This is a genomic window from Paenibacillus sp. FSL H8-0280, from assembly GCF_045040665.1.
In the GTDB taxonomy this organism is placed as follows: domain Bacteria; phylum Bacillota; class Bacilli; order Paenibacillales; family Paenibacillaceae; genus Paenibacillus; species Paenibacillus xylanexedens_A.
On sequence record NZ_CP150296.1, the window covers coordinates 2,521,981 to 2,546,524 of the forward strand.

The window sequence follows — 24,544 nt, forward strand, 5'->3', positions numbered from 1 at the left end:
GTACGGATTATATTTGTATGGTATAATATTCTTCTGGGGGTGACCTGATTTTGGCCAGAAGAAAAAAGAGGAAAAAAAAGGGCGCTGGTTTTAGTGGCGTTTTAAAATATGAAATTTACGGGATTGTGCTTATTACCCTTGCTGTCATAGCATTATCGGGTGAAGCCACCGTTGGACGTTCGCTTTCCAAGATGTTCGGACTGATGCTTGGTAAGTTTTATTTTGCGATTCCACTTGTTGGTATTTATTACGGTCTCATGGTGATGATTCACCGGAAATGGCCGAGTGGCTGGACCACACGCAAGACAGGACTTGTTTTGCTGGTCTTTGCCTTAACTCTCATGAGTACTGTCTCTGCAATGCACCAGAAGCTCATTCCAGTTGGTGCGCTTGAGCCTGGTGCTGTAATTACGCAGGTACATAATGATATGCAAACCGAGTTGCTAACCCCTGCTGCGCCAGGTGAGAGGGACTCCATGCTTAACAAGGACATCAGCGGTGGTTATCTCGGAGCTGGGCAATTTGCTCTTTTCCTGTGGCTGTTCGGCAGCCTTGGGGCGAGACTCATCATGATTGTCATGTTTATCATCAGTTTTATGCTGATTACGAGTCTATCTTATGTGGATTTAATTCGAATATTCCGTACAAAGATTTGGGATGCCGGGAGTTCGATGTACAAGAAGCTGGAGTCGAGACCGTCTGCACGTTCTGCTTCAACTTCTGATGCCAGGAAGAAAGGTAACGCCCGTAAAGTGGTACCTGTTCCTGTTGAAGATGACGAAGACGAGTATGAGGATGAATTAGAGGAACAGCATCTGCCAAAACGAAAAGCGCCCATATTCTTCCAACTTTTCGGAAAATGGGGAGCTAAACGAGAACAGGCGACATCAGGACGTGAAATGGATGAGGTCGATTCGGAAGAAACAGAACAAATTTTATACCGCGCCGAACAAGATCGCAATCCAGAGGCGTGGCAGGATGCAACCGAAGACGTAGCGAACAAATCAGCTTCATCACGTGTTCCTGTTCAGGCTAAACCTAATTCAGCGCCCATCATTCGAGACTTTTTCGAGCACGTCAGAACAGAAGAGGCAAGCATTGAAGATGATCTGGACGATGCTTATCCTTTCCCGGATAATCTGGCCGATCCAAACGTAGTACAACAGGGTGAGCATGCCATTAAAATAACGGATGAACTGGTAGAGACAGAGTGGTCTGCATCCGATGCGGGTACAAACGGGATGAATGCTGTGGATGAGATTCAGAGTGGAGAAGAAGTACCTAATGATGCAATGCAGGGAACAGATACTCCAACTCCTGAAGGGCAGGACACACAACCGGTGAAACCACCACCGCCACCTCCTAAGCCGTACAAGCTGCCATCATTCCGTCTCCTTGCCAAGCCAAACAATGGGGGCAAGGCGGGTGACCAGAAGGATTATATGCAGACAGCACGAAAGCTGGAAGCTACACTGGAGAGTTTCGGTGTTCGCGCCAAGGTGCTTGAAGTGGTCCGGGGCCCTGCCGTTACAAGGTATGAAATTCAGCCTGATATTGGTGTTAAGGTCAGCAGAATTGTCAGCCTAACTGATGATATCGCGTTGGCTTTGGCGGCAAAAGATATTCGGATGGAAGCACCGATTCCTGGAAAGTCTGCTATTGGTATCGAAGTACCTAATGGCGAGGTATCGGTTGTAACGATGCGTGAAGTAATGGAGACAGCAACGTTCCAGGATGCAGAATCCAAAGTGACCATTGCATTTGGCCGAGATATCTCGGGTCAGACGATTATTGGTAACTTGGCTCGTATGCCCCATTTGCTGGTCGCGGGTGCTACAGGTTCCGGTAAGTCGGTGTGTATTAACGGAATTATTACCAGCATATTGTACAAAGCCAAGCCGGATGAAGTGAAGTTCCTGATGGTCGATCCCAAGATGGTTGAGTTGAACGTATATAACGGAATTCCACATCTGATGGCACCAGTAGTAACTGATCCTAAACGAGCGTCACTTGCTCTCAAAAAGATTGTAGTTGAGATGGAGAAACGATATGAACTGTTCTCCAAATCAGGCACGCGTAACGTCGAGGGTTACAATAATTTGATGAAAGATAATCCTGCGGCTGTTCTGCCTTATATCGTTGTCATTGTGGATGAGCTTGCAGATCTGATGATGGTTGCAGCCGGAGATGTGGAGGATGCCATTGCACGACTTGCTCAGATGGCTCGTGCAGCCGGAATCCATCTAATTATTGCCACACAACGTCCATCTGTTGACGTTATTACCGGGGTAATCAAGGCTAACATTCCATCGCGGATTGCCTTCGGCGTATCCTCCCAAGTCGATTCCCGAACGATTCTGGATATGGGTGGGGCTGAGAAACTGTTGGGTCGTGGAGACATGTTGTTCATGCCAATGGGCGCATCAAAACCGGTTCGTGTACAAGGTGCATTTATGAGCGATGAAGAAGTCGAGAATATTGTAAACTACGTACGTGGTCAAGGTGAAGCGCAGTATGATGAATCCATTGTACCTGAAGTGGATGATTCCATTCAGGCAGCAGATGAAGTACAGGATGAGTTATATGAGCAAGCTGTACAGATTATTTTGGAGGCAAAACAAGCTTCAGTCTCCCTGCTGCAACGTCGTATGCGGGTTGGTTACACACGTGCAGCGCGTTTAATTGACTCCATGGAAGCCCGGGGTGTAATCGGTCCTTACGAGGGCAGCAAACCAAGGGAAGTACTGGTTTCACTTGAACAGTATCAGCAGAATAAAATAAGCTCGTAGTGTAACATGTAACATGGTTACAACGAATCGTTTAAGCCCTCAACCGTATTGGTTGAGGGCTTTTTGCTTGCTCAGCAGACTGAAGTTTTGCCATCTACTCCAAAGATCGGATGATTTGGTGCATAGGAAACAAGCAGGCTTGTCATAATAACCTTAGCGATTCTGTTAATCCCACAAGAGAAAGGTAGAGCACAGTCGATGCGAAAAATGAACCTATGGCTTTTCACTGCTATTTTGCTGATATCCGCATTGGGAATTCGTTATTTGCTTCCTGGGAATGCAGCAACTGAAAGTTCAGCCGAGCGTACACCGCAGGTAGAAGAAAAGGCCTTGCCTACGTTTAGCAGCAATACAGTGAAATATGGAAGTTACGGTCAGGATGTATATGAGCTTCAGGGGCGTCTGAAGTACCTGGGATTTTACAATGGTAAAATCGACAGTAATTTTGGCAGCAGCACACTGAAATCCGTTAAATGGTTTCAATCCGAGTTTGGCATGAAGGCAGATGGTGTGGTTGGAGCTGAGACCAAGCTCAAGCTGTACAATGCGTCAACCAAATGGTCGCCAACAGAGCCGCCGCTACACAAGGAATCCTCAGGTGGGGGTGGAGGCAGCAACAATACGGCAGATAAAGAGCAAGACAATATGGGATCTGCCAATGCCCTTGGTCTCTCAGAGAATGAACTCAAGATTATGGCAAACGCTGTATATGGTGAAGCCCGGGGTGAACCGTTTGAAGGTCAAGTCGCAGTAGCAGCAGTAATTCTGAATCGCGTAAATTCACCAAGTTTTCCAAGCACGCCTTCTGGTGTAATTTTTCAACCAGGTGCATTTACGGCTGTAGCGGACGGACAGATCTATCTGGAACCAAACGCACAAGCCAAAAAGGCAGTTGAGCAGGCCCTGAATGGATGGGATCCGTCCGGTGGATGTCTCTATTATTTTAACCCGAAGACAGCAACATCCAAATGGATCTGGACCCGCCCACAAGTGAAAACAATCGGACAGCATATCTTTTGTATGTGATGATGTTGGAAGCAACCAGAAGGCGTGACTTCGGTTGCTTCTTGCCTTTTGAATGGGTTAAAATGGTTGTTACGTTTAAGCTTAATATGATTGCATGATAAATGACGCCGTAAAGGGGTTTTAACATTTGAATACATCAGGATTCGAACGAGGTAGTAAGAGAGAGTTTCGTATACATGTGCTTCCGACTAAACGTTTTAAAACGTTTGCTATATCGTTATATGCAGGAGTTCCCTTACGGGAAGATACAGTAACCAAAGTAGCGCTGACACCTTTTGTTCTGCGACGCGGCACGGAGTCCTATCCGGAAACAACGCAATTTCGTGAACAACTGGAGCATCTGTATGGAGCAGGTTTTGGTTTTGACGTTTATAAACGCGGGGATTACCAGATTGTACAGTTCCGAATGGATACCATTAATGATTCCTTTGTTGGAGGGGATGAACAGCTACTGGATCGTTCATTTGCCTTCCTAGGAGAGGTTCTTACCCGACCTGCACAGGAGAATGGACATTTCAGGACGTCTTATGTACAAGCAGAGCGAGAGACTGTTCGTAAAAAGCTGGAGTCCATCGTGAATGATAAAATGCGCTATGCCGCTGAACGCAGTATTGAGGAAATGTGCAAGAATGAGCCGTACCGTCTTCATCCATTGGGTGAGCGAAAGGATCTGCCCGGGATTGAGCCCGACACACTGACTGCGTCTTATCAGGAGTGGCTGCAGCACTCGAGTATGGATCTGTACGTGGTAGGGGATACGACACTGGAGGAGGTCGAGAACCTTGTTCAGCGTCATTTCAATGTAGATCGAACGTCCTCTTCTGATTACCAGACACAGGCAGCGGTTCGAGGAGATAAGGCAGTGGAGACCGTTGTTGAGCGACTGAATGTGAGTCAGGGAAAACTTAATATGGGACTCCGTACATCTATCACTTATGGAGATCCTCAGTATGCCGCAGCACTAATGTACAACGGGATTCTCGGTGGTTATCCTCATTCCAAACTGTTTGTCAATGTTCGTGAAAAAGAAAGCCTGGCGTATTACGCGTCTTCACGATATGACGGACATAAGGGCATTGCAACGATTCAATCCGGGATTGAAATCCCTAATTATGAGAAGGCTGTCACGATCATCAAGCAGCAGCTGGAAGAAATGAAAAGCGGTACAATCAGTGATCTGGAAATGTCTCAGACCAAAGCAATGATCCGTAACCTGCTTAAGGAAATGCAGGATTCTGCTTTTGAGATGATCGCTTATGACTTCAATCGACAGTTGTCTGGCAAAGAGAGAACGGCTGAAGAACTGTTGGCTCAGGTAGAACATATTAGCAAGGAAGATGTACGTGAGGCGGCAGAACAATTCCGTCTTGATACGATTTATTTCTTGCGGGATGAGAAGGAGGAATAATCGGTGGAGAGCATTCGGTATGAGCATTTGCAGGAGACACTATATTACGAAGTAATGGATAACGGACTGCATGTCTATATTTTGCCTAAACCGGGGTTCCAGAAAACGTATGCTACGTTTGCAACCAAGTATGGATCGGTGGATAATCATTTTCAGGTTGAAGGACAGGAAGAAGTAAAGGTTCCGGATGGGATTGCTCATTTCCTGGAGCATAAAATGTTTGAAGAACCAACAGGCGATATTTTTGCAACATTTGCGTCTCACGGTGCCTCAGCTAATGCATTTACGAGCTTTGATCAGACGGTTTATTTGTTTTCAGCGACCGAACATGTGAATGAAAATATACAAACATTAGTCGACTTTGTGCAAAATCCTTACTTCACGGATCAAAATGTGGAAAAGGAAAAAGGCATTATCGGACAGGAAATTGACATGTATGCTGATAATCCGGATTGGCGTGTTTATTTTGGGCTTATTGAAGCCTTGTATCAGAAACATCCGGTGCATATCGATATAGCAGGAACGGTGGAATCCATCCGTACGATTACCAAAGAGATGTTATATGAGTGTTATAACACCTTCTATCACCCGAGTAATATGCTCTTGTTTGTGGTGGGTGGTGTAGATCCACAAGAAGTCATTGATATGGTTCGATCGAACCAGGAGCAGAAGGATTATAAGCCACAGGGGAGCATTCAACGTTTCTTCGAACCGGAGCCTGAGCAAGTAGGAGAAGCCAGACGGGAAGCGAAACTGGCTGTTTCACTGCCCAAATGTCTGTTTGGATTCAAGGAGACGGACCTTGGACTTACCGGAGAAAAATTGTTACGGCGAGATATGACAACGCAGCTGATGATGGACCTTTTGTTTGGTTCAAGCACACGATTATTTCAGAAGCTCTACGATGAAGATCTGATCTCGGACAGCTTTGGGCATGAGTATAACAGTTCGCCGCAATATGCGTTTTCAGCCATTGGTGGTGATACAAAAGACCCGGATCAACTGCTTGCGCGTATACGTGAAGAAGTGGATGCCATTGTAGAAAAAGGGTTCGAATCCACAGATTTTGAACGTGCACGCAAAAAGAAAATAGGCGGATATTTGCGTATGCTCAATTCACCAGAGAACATTGCGCATGAATTTACACGTCAGCAATTCCGTGGCGGTGATTTTTTCAATATGCTCCCGCTCTATGAATCGATTACACTGGAAGATGTAAATCTCAGACTGAGAGAGCATATTCGCTGGGATCAACTGGCTGTATCGCTAGTCGTGAGTCCTTGATATGGAGAGGGGAACAGGACAATTGAAGGCAATCGGGGAAATGACTGTACTGGTAACTGGCGCAAGCGGTGGTATTGGAGCGGCTATCGCAGAACGCTTCGCCAGAGTGGGAATGAATGTTGTTATACACTATATGAAATCGCATGAAGCAGCGAATGAAGCCGCCAGGCGGTGCATGGAACAAGGCAGTGGAAAAATCATGACTGTGTCTGCGGATCTTCGCAGCCGGGAACAGATTGAGCGCATGCGTGAGAAGCTGGAGTCGCACAATCTCATGCCAGATATCCTTGTGAACAACGCAGGAATCTCGCACTATGGGATGTTGGCTGATGTTACAGAGGAGATCTGGGATGAAGTGATGGCGATTAACCTCAAAGGCACGTTTATGTGTACACAGGAAATGATGCCTCACATGATCTCCCAAAGGTATGGCCGAATCATTAATGTATCGTCAATCTGGGGACTGTCTGGTGCTTCTTGTGAGGTGCTGTATTCCACAACCAAGGGTGGGGTGAATGCATTCACCAAAGCGCTTGCGAAAGAACTCGCACCTTCCGGAGTAACCGTAAATGCCGTTGCTCCTGGCGCCGTTCAGACATCCATGCTGAACCATCTGGATCAGAGTGAACTGAAGATGCTGGAAGAGGAAATTCCGGCAGGAAGACTTGCTCAACCTGATGAAATCTCATCACTGGTTTATTTTCTGGCCCTCCCTGAATCGGGTTATATCAATGGGCAGATTATTAGTCCGAATGGCGGTTGGTTAACGTAAAACAGCAAGAAAACTTGACTGGTTGTAGACGAAACAGGTGAAGATTGCCTGGAAGTAACCGTTTCTAGATTATTTTCAAATTGCTCGTATATAAAATGTCTCGAAAGCACATATTACAACTGTTGATTTTAAATCTCATGCGTCATCTAAGGAGGATTTATCATGTCAACAGAAAAAACAGTGCTCTCCAGTTTTGACACATGGAAGAAGTTCCTGGGTGACCGCGTACTGCAAGCAGAGAAGATGGGGATGAGTGAAGAAACCATCAACAAACTTGCGTATGAAATCGGCGACTTCCTTGATGAGAAAGTCGATCCGGCGAACCATTCCAACCGGGCATTGAAAGAGTTATGGGATGTCGGCGATGCAGATGAGCGTCGTACGATTGCGTGCCTGATGGTCAAATTGGCCAAACAAAACGCATAAGATTACAGATGAAGAGCTCCCGCAAGGGGGCTTTTCTCTAATGATTACAAACGGATTACAGAGCTGTTCTTGTAATTCATTTTCATTTTATATATCATTAACGTGACCCATTTTTAGAAGATGTCTCAGATTGTTGTCCAGTGGACACGTTCTGTTGCTGTCGAATAATGTGGAATAATGCATTACGGGGTGTTGAAATGGAATCTAAACAATGGTATATGGAATATAAAATACATAAGAACAGACCTGGTTTGTTAGGCGATATTGCCTCTATGCTGGGGATGCTTGAAGTGAATATATTGACCATTAACGGTGTTGAAGGCAAAACTCGAGGCATGCTGCTTGAATCGGATGATGATGAAAAAATCCGTTTGCTTGGTGAAATGCTTGGCAAAGTAAACAGCATCACCGTATCGGCTTTGCGGCAACCTAAATTGGTGGATATTTTGGCCGTGCGTCATGGCAGATACATTGACCGTGACTCGGATGATCGCAAGACATTTCGTTTCACACGAGATGAACTTGGGTTACTTGTGGACTTTTTGGGTGAAGTATTTAAGAGGGAAGGCAATCAGGTCATCGGTTTGCGCGGAATGCCTCGTGTTGGCAAAACGGAGTCCATTATTGCGGGCAGCGTATGTGCAATGAAGCGATGGACGTTTGTTTCCTCCACACTTCTTCGTCAGACGATAAGGAGTCAAATGTCCGAAGACGAATTGAACCCGAACAATGTCTTCATCATTGACGGAATTGTAAGTACGATTCGTTCCAGTGAGCGGCATTACAATTTGTTGCAGGATATTATGTCCATGCCTAGCACCAAAGTTATCGAACATCCGGATATTTTTGTGCAGGAATCCGAATATGATTTTAATGATTTTGATATTATTATTGAACTTCGCAACAATCCGAATGAAGAAATTATTTATGATACGTTTACGGCTAGTTACACCGACGAATTGTAAGGAACCGTACGGAATCATGAAATAGATTAGCAACAACTCAAGAGATAAACATAAGGAGGAGATGGCATGTCTGAACTGGGTCAGCAGTTAAGGGAGGCCCGGCTGCAAAAAGGGATGAGTCTTGACGATGTACAGGAAATGACAAAAATTCGCAAGAGGTATCTGGAGGCCATAGAAGCAGGAGACTATAAAGTGCTGCCGGGCAGCTTCTATGTGCGAGCTTTCATCAAAACCTATGCGGAGACCGTGGGACTGAACCCTGATGAGCTGCTGGAGGGACACAAAAAAGACGTACCCGCAGAAGAGACGGAAGCAACGATGGAACCGGTTATTCAGAAGCGTTCCAGCCGTCCGGTTGAGCGTAGTAATCGGTGGATGTCTGTCGCGTTGATGTGGACATTCCCTGTTTTGATCGTAGTACTGTTGTATGTATATGTGGTGTATAACAATGGTGATGAATCAGATAATCCGGGGCTTGATTCAGTCAAAATTACAGACAGTCAACAACAGCCTGAGGATAAACCGGATCAACCTGCCGACAACGGACAGGCATCTAATCCGCCTGCGACAGATTCAGGTACTGACAGTACTGGTGAGGGCGACGCTGGTGGTAACGGTGGCGGTACAGACACGGAAGGACAGACGGACGGTCAAACTGACGGTCAAACTGATGGCCAAACGGACGGACAGACGGATGAAACTGAGGAAAAACCAACTGACAATTCACCGTCTAATGTGACTGTTGCAGAAGATGGGAAATCAGGAAATATTACGAACTTTAAAGTTAACGGTAGTGCAGGGCAACCTGTAACGGTTACGATCAAAGCAACAGGTCATAGCTGGCTGGAAGTGTACAAAGGCGAAAACTCCAGTGGAGAGAAGTTGGAGTATGGTAACACAGCCGAAGGTGACAGCTATACCTTTGAGCTTGATAGTACAGGCATGTATATTAAGTCTGGTTACGCTGCAGCGACCACGATTGAGGTTGGCGGGCAAGTTGTAACGGATGGCAAGGCGACCAATCGGATCCGTCTGAAGCTTGGTGAAGACAGCAGTAACACTACTTCTTCCACAGGTGTTGAAAATGGATCAACGGACAGTACAGGGGGTACCACGGGTAGCGAATAACCGGGTCAACTGCAGGAGACAATAACCGTGTCTTAACTTGCAGTTAACTTTTGGTGAAGTGAGGTGGATGGCTGTGACAGTCAGCTGGATCGTAACAGGTTTAGGGATCATTGTCAGCCTCCTGGGTTATTACCTGACTCCAAGTGCTTGGGGTTACGGAATATTGGGTTTTGGACTTGCACATGTACTTTTGGGTGTGCTCGATATGTTCAGACAGCCCAACCGCAGCCGCTATTAGGTTGGAAGCTGGACCAGCAAGCATTTTTGGCAGCCACTTGAAGTGGAAGCCAAAAATGCTTTTTTCTTTGTGTAAAACAGCTTGAAATTAGACTTTTGCTTAAGGTATCCTCTATAATGTTACAGAACATACGATTAACTGAAAGGGTGACTGGTTTGAGCTCAGAAAATTCATTTGATATCGTGTCCAAAATGGACTTGCAAGAACTGACAAATGCCGTTACACAAACCGAGAAAGAAATTGGCACTCGTTATGACTTCAAGGGCAGCAAGAGCAGCCTGAAACTGGATAAGGATGCGTTAACGATCGTATCTGATGATGAGACCAAACTCAAGGCTGTCATTGACGTGCTGCAATCCAAAATGGCGAAGCGTGGTCTACCATTGAAAAACATTGATTACGCAAAGGTAGAGCCAGCGTCTTCTGGTACAGTCCGCCAGCGTTTGAATTTTAAACAGGGGATTGATCAGGACATCGCCAAGAAAATCAATATCCTGATTCGGGATTCCAAGATGAAGGTGAAGAGTCAGATTCAGGGAGATCAACTTCGGGTAACTGGTAAGAGTAAAAATGATTTGCAAGCTGTCATGCAGCTGCTAAATGGTGCTAACCTACCTTTGGATTTGCAATATACAAATTTCAAGTAATATGGCCTTTTTGTAGCAAAAGTGTTTTTTGACACGGTATTGGGCGTATATTATACTAAGTGTGCATTGCTGGCAGTCAAGCATCAAGTCCAGTCCTCATCGTTTGCTGACTTTGTGAAAAGCAGTACATCTTCTGGAAGTCACCGGAACGTTTAAAGCGTTTTGCTTTTGAGCGGTTGACTTTATTTTTTGCGTTTCTACATAGTGGGATCATGTTAATATGGATTGACATTGAAACTGTACATTTCATGTTCCGGATGATGATAACGGGATTATGATGATTGTTTGGAGTAATGGAGGATATGAGGGAGGGCGTCTTGTGAATTTACCCAACCGGATTACGCTTGCACGAATTTGCTTAATCCCTTTTTTGATGGTGTTCCTGCTCGTGGATTTTCCATTTTATCCAGAGCCGTTGCAGCTTGGAAGCTTGTCGCTTCCGTATAATCAACTGATTGCTGCTGTTATTTTTATCATCGCCGCAAGCACAGATGGAATTGACGGATACCTTGCGCGGAAAAATAACATGGTTACCAATCTGGGGAAACTGCTCGATCCACTCGCAGACAAGCTGCTGGTTACTGCAGTTTTGATCTCGCTTGTGGAGATGGGCAAGCTGGATTCCTGGATTGCAGTTGTGATTATTAGTCGTGAATTTGCAGTTACCGGCTTGCGTCAAATTGCATTGCTGGATGGTTCGGTTGTTGCCGCCAGTGCTTGGGGCAAGCTGAAGACTGTAGTGCAGATTGTGGCGATTGTGCTGTTGCTGTTGAACAATTTCCCGTTTTCATACACGGGTATTCACGTCGATATTATCGCGGTATGGGCAGCAGCGCTTATTACCATCTGGTCGGGTATCGATTACTTTATCAAAAACAAAAATTTGCTTCATTTAACAAAAGCATAATGGTTTGTTCTTAAATGGGTAATCATGAAGGAAGCATTGGGTCAGGGGCAATAGGAAATTATCCTATTGCCCTTTGATCACTCACCACGTGTACAGGAGGATGCTCAATGAAGGCAGAAATCATTGCAGTTGGCACAGAGCTACTGCTTGGACAAATCGTCAATACCAATGCCAGATATCTATCCCGTGAATTGGCTGCGATGGGGATCGATGTATATTTCCAAACGGTGGTTGGGGATAACCTGAACCGACTTAGTGAAGCTATTCGCATTGCGCAGAGCCGTGCAGACGTTATTTTATTTTCCGGTGGCATCGGACCTACCCAAGATGATCTGACCAAGGATGCGCTCGCAGCTGTTCTTAACCGGAAACTGCATACAGATCGAATGGCAATGGACAAAATTGAGAGCTTTTTCAGAGATCGTAATGTGGATATGACAGAGAATAACCGACGTCAGGCGATCGTTATTGATGGCGGAACACCTCTGGCCAATGAAACGGGCCTTGCGGCAGGAAATGCGATTTCTGACAATGACAAATATTATGTTGTGATGCCTGGACCACCTAAAGAGTTGATTCCAATGTTTGAACAGGAAGTCAAACCTTGGCTGTTCCAGCATGTACTCACAGAAGAGATGCCGATCTATTCCCGAATGCTCAAATTCGCAGGTATTGGTGAATCTGCTCTGGAAGATCGACTTCTGGATCTGATTGACGCGCAGACAGACCCTACGATTGCTCCTTACGCGAGCGAAGGCGAAGTTACGGTACGTGTCTCCACAAAGGCTGCGAGTGAGGGAGAGGCGAAGCTGAAGCTGGATGCGATGGAGGTTCAGATTCGGGAACGTTTGACAGAACATCTCTACGCGAACGAGGATGTGCCTATAGAGTACACGATTGTAACCATGATGTCTGACATGGGGCTGACGCTCAGCGCTGCTGAGAGCTGTACAGGGGGGCTTGTCATGCAAAGTCTGACCTCTGTACCCGGAAGCGCGTCAATGCTCAAAGGTGGAATTGTTTGTTACTCCAATGAAATTAAAGAAAAGCTGCTGAATGTGCCTCATGATTATCTGGAAGGTGAAGATGCACCTGGGGCGGTGAGTCCTGAGGTTGCAAAAGTGCTTGCTGAGCAGATCCGCATGATTGGCGATGCTGATTTTGGCTTGGCTGTTACCGGTGTAGCTGGACCGGGATATTCGGAACGTAAGCCACCCGGACTTGTCTTCATCGCTCTTGCTGAACGTGGAAAAGAGACGGAAATTCATGAGCTGCGTATTAATGGTAATCGCGAGACGGTTCGCATTCGTTCAGCCAAAGCGATTCTCTATCGCTTATGGCAAAAACTTGTGGCGATGGATTGATTAGTTAATAGCTTCGATTGCATTTACAGTTCCAAGCAAGTATAATTAAGGAAGACGGAAGAACCGTAGAATTAGGCTTTACAGCCTTGTTTACGGTTCTTTTTTCTGTTTAATGGAAAGTTTCCTTGAGGAAGAGGCGCCTCGGCCTTTACAAAAAAAACGAATGTATGTTCGAAAAAAAGCTTGGCAAACGTGTTAAAACAAGGTATCATTATCTTATAAACAGTAAAGGGTGTGAGCTTATTGTCAGACCGTCGTGCCGCGCTTGATATGGCGCTCCGTCAAATAGAGAAGCAATTTGGTAAAGGATCCATCATGAAACTGGGTGAGTCCACTCATATGAATGTGGAAATTATTCCCAGTGGTTCCTTGGCTTTGGATATTGCATTAGGAACAGGCGGCTTGCCTAAAGGCCGTATTGTTGAAATATATGGACCTGAATCCTCTGGTAAAACAACCGTAGCATTGCATGCTATCGCTGAAGTACAAAGAGCGGGTGGACAAGCTGCATTTATCGATGCCGAGCATGCTCTTGACCCACAATACGCAAGCAAACTTGGTGTTAATATTGATGAATTGCTTCTGTCTCAGCCAGATACGGGTGAGCAAGGGCTGGAAATTGCAGAAGCTCTTGTGCGCAGTGGTGCAGTAGATATCGTCGTTATTGACTCTGTAGCCGCATTGGTTCCAAAAGCAGAGATTGAAGGCGAAATGGGTGATTCACACGTTGGTTTACAAGCGCGTTTGATGTCTCAGGCGCTGCGTAAACTGTCTGGTGCAATCAGCAAATCCAAAACAATCGCAATCTTCATTAACCAGCTTCGTGAGAAAGTCGGCGTTATGTTTGGTAACCCGGAAACAACACCTGGTGGTCGTGCTCTGAAGTTTTATTCCACAGTACGTCTGGATGTGCGTCGTATTGAGAGTATCAAATCAGGCAATGACATGATTGGTAACCGTACTCGTATTAAAGTTGTGAAAAACAAAGTGGCACCTCCGTTTAAACAAGCGGAAGTGGATATCATGTATGGTGAGGGTATTTCGAGAGAAGGCAGTATCATTGACATTGGTACAGAGCTGGACATCGTTAATAAAAGTGGTGCATGGTACTCCTACGAAGGCGAGCGTTTAGGACAAGGCCGTGAGAACGCAAAGCAGTTCATGAAAGAGCATAAAGATATTGCTGACATCATTGAACAAAAAATTCGTGTAGCCAGTAACTTGGTTACTGCAGTTCCTGCGCCAACTAGTGAAGAGCAACAAAAAGAAGCAGAAGAAGAACAAGAATTGTTTGAAATCAACGAGTAATCTCTCAAAACCTCCCTTGTAGGGAGGACCCTGAGGGTGTTCCCCATTGGACTCCGTAAACTTATCTGATTGAGCTTGGATCAATCTGGATAATGGATTGTAGTGGGAGTACTCGTGCTGTCTAACAGCCCCTGTCCCAATGGACAGGGGCTGTTAGCACGCTAACTGTGAAGTAAAGGGCCGGGCAGAGTTCCCGGTCTTTTGTATTATTAGTGTTCTTTGTCTTATGTGAAGGTGTGTTTGGCGTAGTCAGAATGAAAATGTTATGAAAGGGGAGACCAGAATGGATCAACATGACGAGGATTTATATGAAGAAGCAGAACAGGATGGCCTATCCCAATTTCCGGACAACGAAGAACTTATTATTACACGTGTAGAACGAACGAAGAGCAGGCAAGCTCGTTATCGAATCACTTTTGGCATCCACTCCATTACGGTTCTTGAAGATGTGATGATTAAATACAGGATGACTCAAGGTAATACGTTTATGAAGAAGGATCTGGAGGAAATCATTGTAGCTGACGAGCGACAGCGGACGTATGCACAGTCTCTGCGTTTTTTGGAGCATAAGCCACGTACGCGCCATGAATTAAGTCAGAAACTTCGTCAGAAGGAGTTTGCTGCACCTTTGATTGAAGAGGCGCTGGATCGGCTTGAGCGGGAGAACCTGGTGGATGACGATCTATTTGCGAAGGAATGGACAAGACAGCGTATGGAGGGCAAGCGGAAGGGAAAACTGTGGATAAGGCAAGAGCTGCGTCAGAAGGGCATTGCCAATGATCTCATTGTTGAGGCACTAGAAGGGATCAGTACAGATGCGGAATTTGAGACTGCCTTGAGTGCAGGACGCAAAAAATGGAATCAGGTCAAAGGGGACGTCAAAGAGAAGAAAAATAAAACGCTTCCCTTCCTAATGAGACGTGGTTTTTCAATGGATATGGTGCGCCGGGTCGTGAATTGTTTAATTGAAGAAGATGAGGCTGGGGACCCTGAAGATGACGAAGCGTTGTTATGGGATTAGCAGACTAGAGTCTCTATACTGCATTCTCTTGACAATTTCTTTCGTCAAATACTAAAATGGACATGAGTCTGTAAGAAATGGACAACCCTTTTTCCTTCCAAAAAAGCGGTTTCGGTTTCTTAAGATTTATACCATTCTTAATTATGGGTTCGCTGGAAACAGTGAATAGTACGTGGAAACATGTACATGTGAAATGAAAATCGGCGGGGGATCGCCGTGAGTATTCGTTATTCCCAAACATATGTAAGGTTTGAAAACTGCAAATTGACCCAAGGAATGCCTTGGAGGAACCAACGAGGAGGTGAACAGTATGAATCCTGCAATCACGATCGCTCTCGTTGTGGCCGCGCTAATCATTGGGTTCGGAGTAGGGTATTTTATTCGCAAATCTCTTGCAGAGGCTAAAATCTCTAGTGCGGAACAAGCTGCCGTACAAATCGTGGAGAACGCGAAGAAAGAGGCAGAGGCACTGAAGAAAGAAACGGTGCTGGAAGCGAAGGATGAAATCCATCGCATTCGTGCTGAAGCTGAAAAAGACACTCGTGAACGTCGGAATGAAATTCAACGACAAGAAAGACGATTGTTGCAAAAAGAAGAGTCGCTGGATAAAAAATTGGAATCACTCGAACGTAAAGAAGAGCAAGTGGCTAACAAAGAGAAACGAATTGATGAGACTCAGCAGCAGATCGAAATGATTTACAAAAACCAGGTGACAGAGTTGGAACGTATATCCAACCTCACCATGGAAGACGCACGCAGTATCATACTGTCCAACGTAGAACAGGAAGTCCGTCATGAGACGGCTCAAATGATCAAGGACATTGAACAACAAGCGAAGGAAGAAGCGGACAAGAAGTCCCGCGAGATTATTACACTCGCCATCCAACGTTGTGCGGCTGACCACGTAGCGGAAACAACGGTATCTGTTGTTACCCTGCCAAATGAAGAAATGAAAGGCCGGATTATCGGTCGTGAAGGACGTAACATCCGTGCGCTTGAAACCCTTACAGGGATTGACCTCATTATCGATGATACGCCAGAAGCTGTTATTCTGTCGGGCTTTGACCCGATTCGCCGTGAAATCGCCCGTACTGCCCTGGAGAAACTGGTGGCTGATGGACGTATTCACCCGGCACGGATTGAAGAGATGGTTGAGAAATCCCGCAAAGAAGTGGATGAGCGTATCCGTGAATACGGTGAGCAAGCTACCTTTGAAGTGGGCGTGCATGGTCTGCATCCGGATCTGATCAAAATTTTGGGCCGGTTGAAGTTCCGTACAAGTTACGGTCAGAACGTCTTGAAACATTCCATGGAAGTCGCTTATCTGGCTGGACTGATGGCTGGCGAACTAGGAGAAGACGTAACTCTGGCAAGACGTGCAGGTCTATTGCATGACATCGGTAAAGCGCTGGATCACGAAGTGGAAGGATCACACGTCGAAATTGGCGTGGAACTGGCGAAGAAATACAAAGAACATCCGGTTGTAATCAACAGTATCGCGTCCCATCACGGAGATTGCGAAGCGACTTCGGTCATTGCCATGTTGGTTGGCGCAGCAGATGCGCTCTCCGCAGCAAGACCAGGCGCACGCCGCGAAACGCTGGAAACGTATATCAAACGACTGGAGAAGCTGGAAGAAATCTCAGAGTCCTTCGAAGGTGTCGAGAAATCGTACGCCATTCAGGCCGGACGCGAAGTTCGCGTTATGGTACAGCCTGAGAAGATCGATGATGCTGAAGCCTTCCGCTTAGCCCGTGACATCACGAAGATGATTGAGAATGAACTCGACTATCCGGGTCACATCAAAGTCACCGTCATCCGGGAAACCCGTGCGGTTGAATACGCAAAATAGAGCATTACGGAAAAGTGGCCGCAGTAGTGGGCCACTTTTCCTGTTGATAGCCTGTTAAAAGGCAACTACACATCATGGAGCATGAGATAGAGTCCTGCAAAGGTTCAACATTTGAAGTAAGAGGACTTTGCAGGAATTGAGGAGGCAGTAATCAATGAAAGTTTTGTTTATTGGTGACATTGTAGGTAACGTGGGACGTAAGGCATTAAAGGAAAATTTACCGTACCTGAAAACGAAGTATAAGCCACATGTAGTGATTGTGAATGGTGAAAATGCGGCAGCAGGTCGTGGCATTACCGGTGCAATCGCAAATGAGTTTTTCAACTGGGGTGTACATGGTATTACACTTGGTAATCATACTTGGGACAATAAGGATATTTTTGATTTTATAGATGATGAGCCCCGCATGATTCGTCCAGCGAACTTTCCACCAGGCACACCAGGACGAGGGTACACGGTTGTCAAAGGCGAAGGGAAAGAGCTAGCGATTGTCAATCTTCAAGGAAGAACGTTCCTGCCTGCTCTGGATTGTCCATTCCGTGTAGCTGATGAAATTGTAGATGAGCTGCGTCAAGACCATAAATGTATTTTAGTCGATATGCATGCTGAAGCAACGTCAGAAAAGATTGCCATGGGATGGCATCTGGATGGACGTGCGTCTCTCGTTGTAGGTACACATACGCATGTACAAAGTAATGATGATCGGATTTTGCCTGGAGGAACGGCTTACTTGACGGATGCAGGCATGGTAGGACCTCGTGACGGCATATTGGGCATGGAGCGTGAGGCCGTGCTGCGTAAGTTCTACACCCAGCTACCTGTACGTTTTGTTGTGGATGATGGCAAATGGCACTTCCATGGTGTTTTTGTTGAAATTGATGAAGCCACAGGTGCGGCAACACGCATCGAAAAAATTCGTCTGATGGAGGACGAGTGGCGCATGGAATAGGGGTATTGTCCCAATTTGCAGGGAAACCCGTCTAAAAAGAAGGAATTTTTTTGCCTCCCGCGAATAACATCTAGTAAGTGGAAACAAACTTTCAACATTCCCAGGGAGGTACTTACCATGGATGTATTAAAAGTTTCAGCAAAGTCCAATCCTAATTCTGTAGCCGGCGCTCTTGCAGGGGTTCTTCGTGAACGTGGAAATGCTGAACTGCAGGCAATTGGAGCGGGAGCACTGAACCAAGCCATTAAAGCGGTAGCGATAGCCCGGGGATTTGTAGCACCAAGCGGAGTTGACCTGATTTGTATTCCAGCTTTTACAGACATTGTGATTGACGGCGAGGACCGAACGGCCATTAAGCTGATTGTGGAGCCCAGATAATACATGCAGTATGCATTGAACCTGTTTACGATGTAGACAGGTTTTTTTGCGTTTTTTTGCAATCACATATTGAGGAGGGTTTAAGATGTCCATGTCTGATTGGCGTGTAGCTGATTTTCACTGTGATGCACTGAGCAAAATTTTGATGCAGCCTGCTCTTTCATTCCAAGATGCTCCACAACTGGATGTGAACTTGCAACGTTTGAAAGAGGGGAATGTAGGGTTGCAGGCGTTCGCCATCTATTTACCCGAAGTGCTAGGCAGAGGCAAGTTTGAACATGTGATGGGGCAGTTGGAGATTTATCGTAGACGTGTAGAGAGAAGTCAGGAGCGGCTTGGTGGTACACAGACGTTGTTATGGCGTGAACAGGTGGCTCAGGTGGGGCAAACAGAGGGTCCGTGGGGATTAATCACACTGGAGGGTGTGGATGGCCTGGAGGGCAACCTGTTCTATCTGGAGTTATGTTATCAGATGGGCGTTCGAATTATTGGACTAACGTGGAATTATGCCAATTGGGCGGCTGACGGAGTCATGGAGAAGCGAGGAGCAGGTCTGACCGAGAAGGGGAAAGAACTGGTGCGCCAGTGTAATGAAATGGGAATGCTGTTAGATGTGTCACATTTGACGGAGAAAGGTTTCTGGGAACTGGCTGACTTGAGCAAACGTCCGTTTATCGCCTCCCACTCCAACAGCTATAGCGTATGTCCCCATGTGCGTAATCTGAAAGATGATCAGATTCAGGCCATCATTGCCCGGGAAGGGCGGATCGGACTGACGTTTGTACCCTGGTTTGTAAAGCAGGAGGGTGAGGTACGTATAGAGGACCTGCTGCCTCATATCGAGCAGATCTGTTCTCTCGGCGGGCAGAATCATCTGATGATGGGGTCTGATTTTGATGGGATTTCAACGTATATTCAGAGACTTGAACACTCAGGACACTATCCGAGAGTGACTGAAATCCTACTCAAGCATTATGATGAACAACTGGTACGGGGCTGGTTGTGGGGGAATGCGATGAGTTATCTGGGGGAACACTTGCCAGAGAGCAATCCGAAGATGCAGATGAAGGGGAATTCCATGAAATAGTGAACTGGTGTGTGCGTTGAATGGGTTGAATTGAAACTTGTTTTCCAAATAAAGGAGGGGAATGATGGTGAAATAAGTGTATTTCATGAATTTTCACCAGTTCGTTTTCATTTCACTCCAAAAAGGGGTATAATACCATTGGATTGTTAAGAGCCTGAGTACAGGCCATAGATAAACAAGGAGTGAATTTACAATGAGTAAAACAGTACCTGTGGGCGTATCTGCCCGTCACATTCATGTATCCCAAGAGCACGTTGAAATTTTGTTTGGCAAAGGTTATGAACTGACTGAATTTAAACCTCTGTCCCAGCCTGGCCAATACGCTGCTAACGAAACTGTAGCGGTAATTGGTTCGAAAGGACAGTTTGATAAAGTGCGTATCCTTGGACCTGTTCGCCCTGAAACGCAACTGGAGATCTCCATGACAGATTCATTTGCGATTGGTGTTAAAGCACCTGTACGTGAATCTGGAAGCATTGAAGGTACACCAGGAATCACAATTAAAGGTCCTGCTGGCGAAGTAACGATTGATAAAGGTGTTATCGTTGCTGCTCGTCACATTCACTTCCATACTTCTGATGCTGCTAAATGGGGTATCGAAGACAAACAATTGCTGAAAGTTCGCCTGGGCGGAGATCGTGGTCTGGTACTTGAAAATGTACTAGCTCGTGTATCCGACTCTTTCGCACTGGACATGCATATTGATACAGATGAAGCTAACGCTGCTGGCGCTCGTAATGGCGACACTGCTGAGATCATCGATTAATTACATGTAATAGCTTCAGCCCCCAATTATGGCGGTCTGAATAACATATAAACCTGAGCACAGCCAACAGGGGCCGATTAATTTCAGCCCTAACGGCAAGGCTCAGGTTTTTGTGTTTTCTGAGTGTTCTTCTGAGCATGGCATGTTTCGGATTAGACGAAGGGACATGCGCTTTGGATGTGGAACTACAGCCCAATTCATGCTATAATTTGCTGTAATGCTCTTTTAATGTTCCAAGCAAGATTTTCATGTGGAACAGGGATGAATGAACGATTTTTTATTAATAGAGGCTGTAAGGAGTGACCGAAGGAAATGGCTAAAGACTCAAAAAAGGATTACTCCCAATATTTTGATTTCTCCGATGCCAAAGTAATTTCGCAAGATGAATTCAGCAAAAAGATAAGAATCCGGGGCCGTGAGATTAACATCAAATCGGAACCCAATCATCGTCAGGAGAAACAGCGGGGCAAGGAAGACGTCCAAGTGCTTTACGAAAATGCCGTTCCCGATGAACTGAAAAACATAGGGAAAGGTAAACACTATATTGTATATACGTATGGATGTCAGATGAACGAGCATGACTCGGAGACCATCAAAGGACTCCTTGAGTCTATGGGATATCAGGCTACAGAGAATCGCAAAGAAGCTGATATTATTCTGCTCAATACGTGTGCCATACGGGAAAATGCGGAAGATAAAGTATTTGGTGAGCTGGGTCACCTGAAAACATTAAAACTCGAACGTCCGGGATTGTTACTTGGCGTATGCGGGTGTATGTCCCAAGAAGAAGGTGTCGTCAACCGAATCATGCAGAAACATGGATTTGTGGATATGATCTTTGGTACACATAACGTGCATCGACTGCCACATCTAATTCAGGAAGCATTGTTCAGCAAAGAAATGGTTGTTGAGGTGTGGTCCAAGGAAGGCGACATCATTGAGAACCTGCCGAAGAAACGTGAGGGTATGCGCGGCTGGGTGAATATTATGTATGGCTGCGACAAGTTCTGTACATATTGCATCGTTCCGTTTACACGGGGCAAAGAACGCAGCCGTCGTCCGGAAGATGTCATTGCCGAAGTTCGGGATTTGGCACGACAAGGCTTTAAGGAGATCACGTTGCTTGGTCAAAATGTGAATGCGTACGGCAAGGATTTCACCGACCTGAACTACAGCTTTGGTGACTTAATGGACGCCATTCGCCAAATTGATATTCCGCGAGTACGGTTTACAACCAGTCACCCACGTGACTTCGATGATCGCTTGATTGAAGTCCTGGCCAAGGGCGGAAATCTGGTGGAGCACATTCATCTTCCGGTGCAATCTGGCAGTTCGGAAGTACTCAAACGTATGAGCCGCAAGTATAACCGGGAACACTATCTGAAACTGGCTGACAAAATTAAAAAGGCCATCCCGGATGTTGTGTTGACAACGGATATTATTGTTGGTTTTCCGGGGGAAACGGAAGAACAGTTTGAAGATACACTTTCCCTTGTCCGTGAAGTAGGGTATGATTTTGCCTATACCTTTATTTATTCCCCACGGGAAGGTACACCGGCTGCGGTGATGGAAGACAACGTACCGATGGAAGTGAAGAAGGAACGTTTGAAGCGCTTGAACGAAACGATCAACGAATACAGCCACCGAAGCAATGAAGAGCAACGCGGCAAAATCGTTGAAGTGCTCGTTGAAGGCGAGAGCAAGCGGAATTCCGAAGTTCTGGCAGGACGTACACGCAGCAACAAGCTGGTGCATTTTGAAGGACCCAAAGAATTGATCGGTACTTTCGTACAAGTGGAAATCACCGATCCGATGACTTTTTATATTCGGGGCAACCTGCTCTCCGAGCCGGTAGCTGCCAATCAGTAATACACACAAAAAAATAAGATGAATGATTTTTTGCACTTAGCGGGGTTACGCCGAGCGTAGCGAAGGTGACGGAATCGATTCTGTAGAAGCGAAGCGTTCGCCTTTGTCTCCGAATTTTAACCTTGAACAATCTTAATCGAAAAAATTCGGAGACAACAGCGATCAAAAGAACGATCCGACACCGCAGCGGTCACTCAGCAGTCGACTGAGCTTAATGCAACATTGAGTTTTCATCTTATATCATCTCATAGAATGGAGCGATTTCAGTGGCGCAGGAAGAAGTGCAGTACAACCATTATGGAATGCCAACCTACGATACGCGCAATCTGGTCATACGCGACGACATTATGGGAAAAGCCAAAGAATTGGCTGATATGCTCGGAACGAGTGAGGAAGTTAGACAGTTTCAACAGGCTGAAACCAAAATTCGGGATCATGAGCGCATCCAGCAGTTGATTGCAACGATCAAGAAAAAACAAAAAGAAATTGTTGCTTTTGAAAGCTTCAAAAATGTGGAGATGGTCAGCAAAATTGAACAGGAAATTGAAGATCTGCAAAGCGAACTGGACAGTATTCCATTGGTTACGGAATTCCAGCAGAGCCAGAGCGACATCAACTACTTGCTTCAACTCGTGATCTCTGTAATCCGGGATACGGTTTCTGAAAAAGTAAACGTGGAGGCTGGAACGGATTCACCTCCGACCAGTTGCGGTTAAATGACGGAAGGGTGCGGACGCTGTCCGCGCCTTTTTTGACGATTATAGAATTATAAGTTTTCAGCGTAGCTGAAGGATTCGATAATCGCAAGAAAAGCAACTGCTAAACCACGAATGTGGCATCATCGATAAGGCTTCGATCGGAAGCTTTTCTTACATTACATAACCGTAAACGTGGAGTGGCTATCGCCAAGTACTCGGAATATAATTCCAAGCAAAGCTCCACGCTGTGGGGTTATTTTGTGTGGCGCAGCTGATTTTTAATGATAAAGGCACATGACATCAAGAGAGCTTGATACGTACAGTGAATAAAGGAGAAATGAATAATGAGTATTTTGGACAAAATGGTTGAAGACGGAGACGGACGATTCTGGGGATTTCTCGGCTGTCGTTATATTAAAGGAGACGGCAAAGAAGTACAGATCGCGTTGACAGCAGGCGAACATCATACCAACTCCATGGGGATTATTCATGGAGGTGTATTAACTTCACTGATGGACCAGGCGATGGGTATGGTCGCAACAGCAGCAATGGAAGTGGACGGCTGTGTGACAACAAATCTGAACGTACATTTTCTCGCACCAATGAAACAAGGGGAGTTAACGGTGACAGCTACGGTACTGCATCAAGCAGGACGCAGTGTTACGACTCAATCGGAGGTTCGCGATGCATCGGGCACGTTGGGATGTATGGCTACGGCGACATTCCGCATAGCACGCCCGAGAACGTAACGCACGAATCCTGCGGTTGACAAAAGATATTATTATGTCATAATGAAATTATCAAAATGAAAATAGTCGGTGGTGCCCATGAGCGAAAACTACGAACACTTCAATGCAGAGAGCGACGAACAAGCAGCACGTGCTTATAGTTCCAAAAAATATCGTACCCCCGATGGTGTTCCTGCGGATATCGTTATGTTTACCTTGACCAAGCGGGAACGCAAGACAGTGACGAAGACACTTCCCATTCGGGAACTGAAAGTGATGCTGATCAAGCGCAAAGGCTGGCCTTTTGCAGGCAGATGGGCATTACCCGGTGGATTTTGTCAGGAGAATGAATCCATCTATGGTGCAGCTAAGCGTGAGCTGATGGAAGAGACAGGTGTAGATGGTGGACATCTGGAGTACTTGAATGTATACAGTCAGCCGGGTCGTGACCCGAGGGGCTGGATTATCTCCCACGCGTTTTTCGCGCTTGTGGAAGAATGGATGTTGGATCAACGCCAAGCAGCAGATGATGCTGAGGATGTTGGATTGTTCACCATTCAGGAGGCGCTGCAAGAACTGGAACTGGCCTTTGATCACAGAACAATCATCGAAGACGCTTATCGACGTATTCAACAGCAGATGCTGGAAACGACGATTGCTCGTCAGTTCCTGCCACGTGATTTTACATTAAGTGAATTATATCAGGTTATTCAAAGTGTTGTACCGGATTTTGAAGAACCAAACTTCATTCGCAAAATTACGTCTACCCGCAGCCGTAAAGGCATTGTGGAAGAAGTAAGAGATGAAGAGGGGAACCTGGTGAGTTCCAACCAGTACTCGCAGCGTCCGGCGCAGCTATATCGTTTTACAGAACTCGTACCACGCCTGTCCATCTATACGTAATAAGGTGTAGATGTGTCAATCTGATTGAATC

General features: G+C 45.9%; 23 protein-coding genes. All 23 read left to right on the forward strand.

Annotation, left to right across the window (positions count from 1 at the left end; all coding sequences use genetic code 11):
• Positions 1-50 precede the first annotated feature (50 nt).
• The 23 genes from MHI12_RS11355 to MHI12_RS11465 all read left to right on the forward strand — a co-directional run bounded on the left by MHI12_RS11355 (position 51) and on the right by MHI12_RS11465 (position 24,513).
• A complete protein-coding gene (locus MHI12_RS11355) occupies positions 51-2,789 on the forward strand; it encodes a DNA translocase FtsK (RefSeq protein WP_405172395.1) in 2,739 nt (912 codons plus the stop codon).
• Between the two features lie 198 nt (positions 2,790-2,987).
• The gene (gene sleB / locus MHI12_RS11360; protein ID WP_341006927.1) at positions 2,988-3,815 is read left to right on the forward strand and encodes a spore cortex-lytic enzyme; all 828 of its coding nucleotides are present in this window, start codon (positions 2,988-2,990) and stop codon (positions 3,813-3,815) included.
• A 127-nt stretch (positions 3,816-3,942) separates the two neighbouring features.
• A complete protein-coding gene (yfmF, locus tag MHI12_RS11365) occupies positions 3,943-5,223 on the forward strand; it encodes an EF-P 5-aminopentanol modification-associated protein YfmF (RefSeq protein WP_405172396.1) in 1,281 nt (426 codons plus the stop codon).
• Between the two features lie 3 nt (positions 5,224-5,226).
• The gene (yfmH, locus tag MHI12_RS11370; RefSeq protein ID WP_405172397.1) at positions 5,227-6,507 is read left to right on the forward strand and encodes an EF-P 5-aminopentanol modification-associated protein YfmH; all 1,281 of its coding nucleotides are present in this window, start codon (positions 5,227-5,229) and stop codon (positions 6,505-6,507) included.
• Between the two features lies 1 nt (position 6,508).
• Positions 6,509-7,279, forward strand: coding sequence for an elongation factor P 5-aminopentanone reductase (gene ymfI, locus MHI12_RS11375; protein WP_076326809.1), 771 nt, complete (start codon positions 6,509-6,511; stop codon positions 7,277-7,279).
• A 162-nt stretch (positions 7,280-7,441) separates the two neighbouring features.
• Positions 7,442-7,705 carry a DUF3243 domain-containing protein gene (locus MHI12_RS11380; protein ID WP_017689119.1) on the forward strand — a complete coding sequence of 88 codons (264 nt, stop codon included), beginning with the start codon at positions 7,442-7,444 and terminating at the stop codon, positions 7,703-7,705.
• 197 nt (positions 7,706-7,902) lie between these two features.
• Positions 7,903-8,670 carry a DUF3388 domain-containing protein gene (locus tag MHI12_RS11385; RefSeq protein ID WP_047842510.1) on the forward strand — a complete coding sequence of 256 codons (768 nt, stop codon included), beginning with the start codon at positions 7,903-7,905 and terminating at the stop codon, positions 8,668-8,670.
• Positions 8,671-8,736: 66 nt separating this feature from the next.
• A complete protein-coding gene (locus MHI12_RS11390) occupies positions 8,737-9,798 on the forward strand; it encodes a helix-turn-helix domain-containing protein (RefSeq protein ID WP_405172398.1) in 1,062 nt (353 codons plus the stop codon).
• Positions 9,799-9,865: 67 nt separating this feature from the next.
• Positions 9,866-10,036 carry a hypothetical protein gene (locus MHI12_RS11395; RefSeq protein WP_017689116.1) on the forward strand — a complete coding sequence of 57 codons (171 nt, stop codon included), beginning with the start codon at positions 9,866-9,868 and terminating at the stop codon, positions 10,034-10,036.
• A gap of 155 nt (positions 10,037-10,191) precedes the next feature.
• The gene (locus tag MHI12_RS11400) at positions 10,192-10,683 is read left to right on the forward strand and encodes a YajQ family cyclic di-GMP-binding protein (RefSeq protein WP_017689115.1); all 492 of its coding nucleotides are present in this window, start codon (positions 10,192-10,194) and stop codon (positions 10,681-10,683) included.
• 319 nt (positions 10,684-11,002) lie between these two features.
• Positions 11,003-11,590 carry a CDP-diacylglycerol--glycerol-3-phosphate 3-phosphatidyltransferase gene (pgsA, locus tag MHI12_RS11405; protein ID WP_017689114.1) on the forward strand — a complete coding sequence of 196 codons (588 nt, stop codon included), beginning with the start codon at positions 11,003-11,005 and terminating at the stop codon, positions 11,588-11,590.
• Between the two features lie 107 nt (positions 11,591-11,697).
• Positions 11,698-12,954 (forward strand): competence/damage-inducible protein A, encoded by a 1,257-nt coding sequence (locus MHI12_RS11410; protein ID WP_036670416.1) that lies wholly within the window; start codon positions 11,698-11,700, stop codon positions 12,952-12,954.
• A gap of 243 nt (positions 12,955-13,197) precedes the next feature.
• A complete protein-coding gene (gene recA, locus MHI12_RS11415) occupies positions 13,198-14,262 on the forward strand; it encodes a recombinase RecA (protein WP_307413638.1) in 1,065 nt (354 codons plus the stop codon).
• A gap of 283 nt (positions 14,263-14,545) precedes the next feature.
• The gene (locus tag MHI12_RS11420; protein ID WP_076208863.1) at positions 14,546-15,283 is read left to right on the forward strand and encodes a regulatory protein RecX; all 738 of its coding nucleotides are present in this window, start codon (positions 14,546-14,548) and stop codon (positions 15,281-15,283) included.
• Positions 15,284-15,593: 310 nt separating this feature from the next.
• A complete protein-coding gene (rny, locus tag MHI12_RS11425) occupies positions 15,594-17,135 on the forward strand; it encodes a ribonuclease Y (RefSeq protein WP_036609258.1) in 1,542 nt (513 codons plus the stop codon).
• 154 nt (positions 17,136-17,289) lie between these two features.
• Positions 17,290-18,084 carry a TIGR00282 family metallophosphoesterase gene (locus MHI12_RS11430; protein WP_024630289.1) on the forward strand — a complete coding sequence of 265 codons (795 nt, stop codon included), beginning with the start codon at positions 17,290-17,292 and terminating at the stop codon, positions 18,082-18,084.
• Positions 18,085-18,201: 117 nt separating this feature from the next.
• Positions 18,202-18,462: a stage V sporulation protein S gene (locus tag MHI12_RS11435; protein ID WP_007430104.1), complete on the forward strand. Its 261-nt coding sequence runs from the start codon at positions 18,202-18,204 to the stop codon at positions 18,460-18,462.
• Between the two features lie 85 nt (positions 18,463-18,547).
• Positions 18,548-19,549 carry a dipeptidase gene (locus tag MHI12_RS11440; RefSeq protein ID WP_405172399.1) on the forward strand — a complete coding sequence of 334 codons (1,002 nt, stop codon included), beginning with the start codon at positions 18,548-18,550 and terminating at the stop codon, positions 19,547-19,549.
• A gap of 193 nt (positions 19,550-19,742) precedes the next feature.
• Entirely contained in the window at positions 19,743-20,315 is a 573-nt protein-coding gene (gene pduL / locus MHI12_RS11445) for a phosphate propanoyltransferase (protein WP_053783855.1), read from the forward strand.
• A 312-nt stretch (positions 20,316-20,627) separates the two neighbouring features.
• Complete coding sequence (gene miaB, locus MHI12_RS11450) at positions 20,628-22,184, forward strand: tRNA (N6-isopentenyl adenosine(37)-C2)-methylthiotransferase MiaB (protein ID WP_307413632.1); 1,557 nt, start codon at positions 20,628-20,630, stop codon at positions 22,182-22,184.
• Positions 22,185-22,486: 302 nt separating this feature from the next.
• The gene (locus MHI12_RS11455; RefSeq protein ID WP_197997748.1) at positions 22,487-22,900 is read left to right on the forward strand and encodes a RicAFT regulatory complex protein RicA family protein; all 414 of its coding nucleotides are present in this window, start codon (positions 22,487-22,489) and stop codon (positions 22,898-22,900) included.
• Between the two features lie 326 nt (positions 22,901-23,226).
• A complete protein-coding gene (locus MHI12_RS11460) occupies positions 23,227-23,631 on the forward strand; it encodes a PaaI family thioesterase (RefSeq protein WP_036609249.1) in 405 nt (134 codons plus the stop codon).
• Positions 23,632-23,709: 78 nt separating this feature from the next.
• Entirely contained in the window at positions 23,710-24,513 is an 804-nt protein-coding gene (locus MHI12_RS11465) for an NUDIX domain-containing protein (RefSeq protein WP_062833857.1), read from the forward strand.
• The last annotated feature ends 31 nt before the right edge of the window (positions 24,514-24,544 follow it).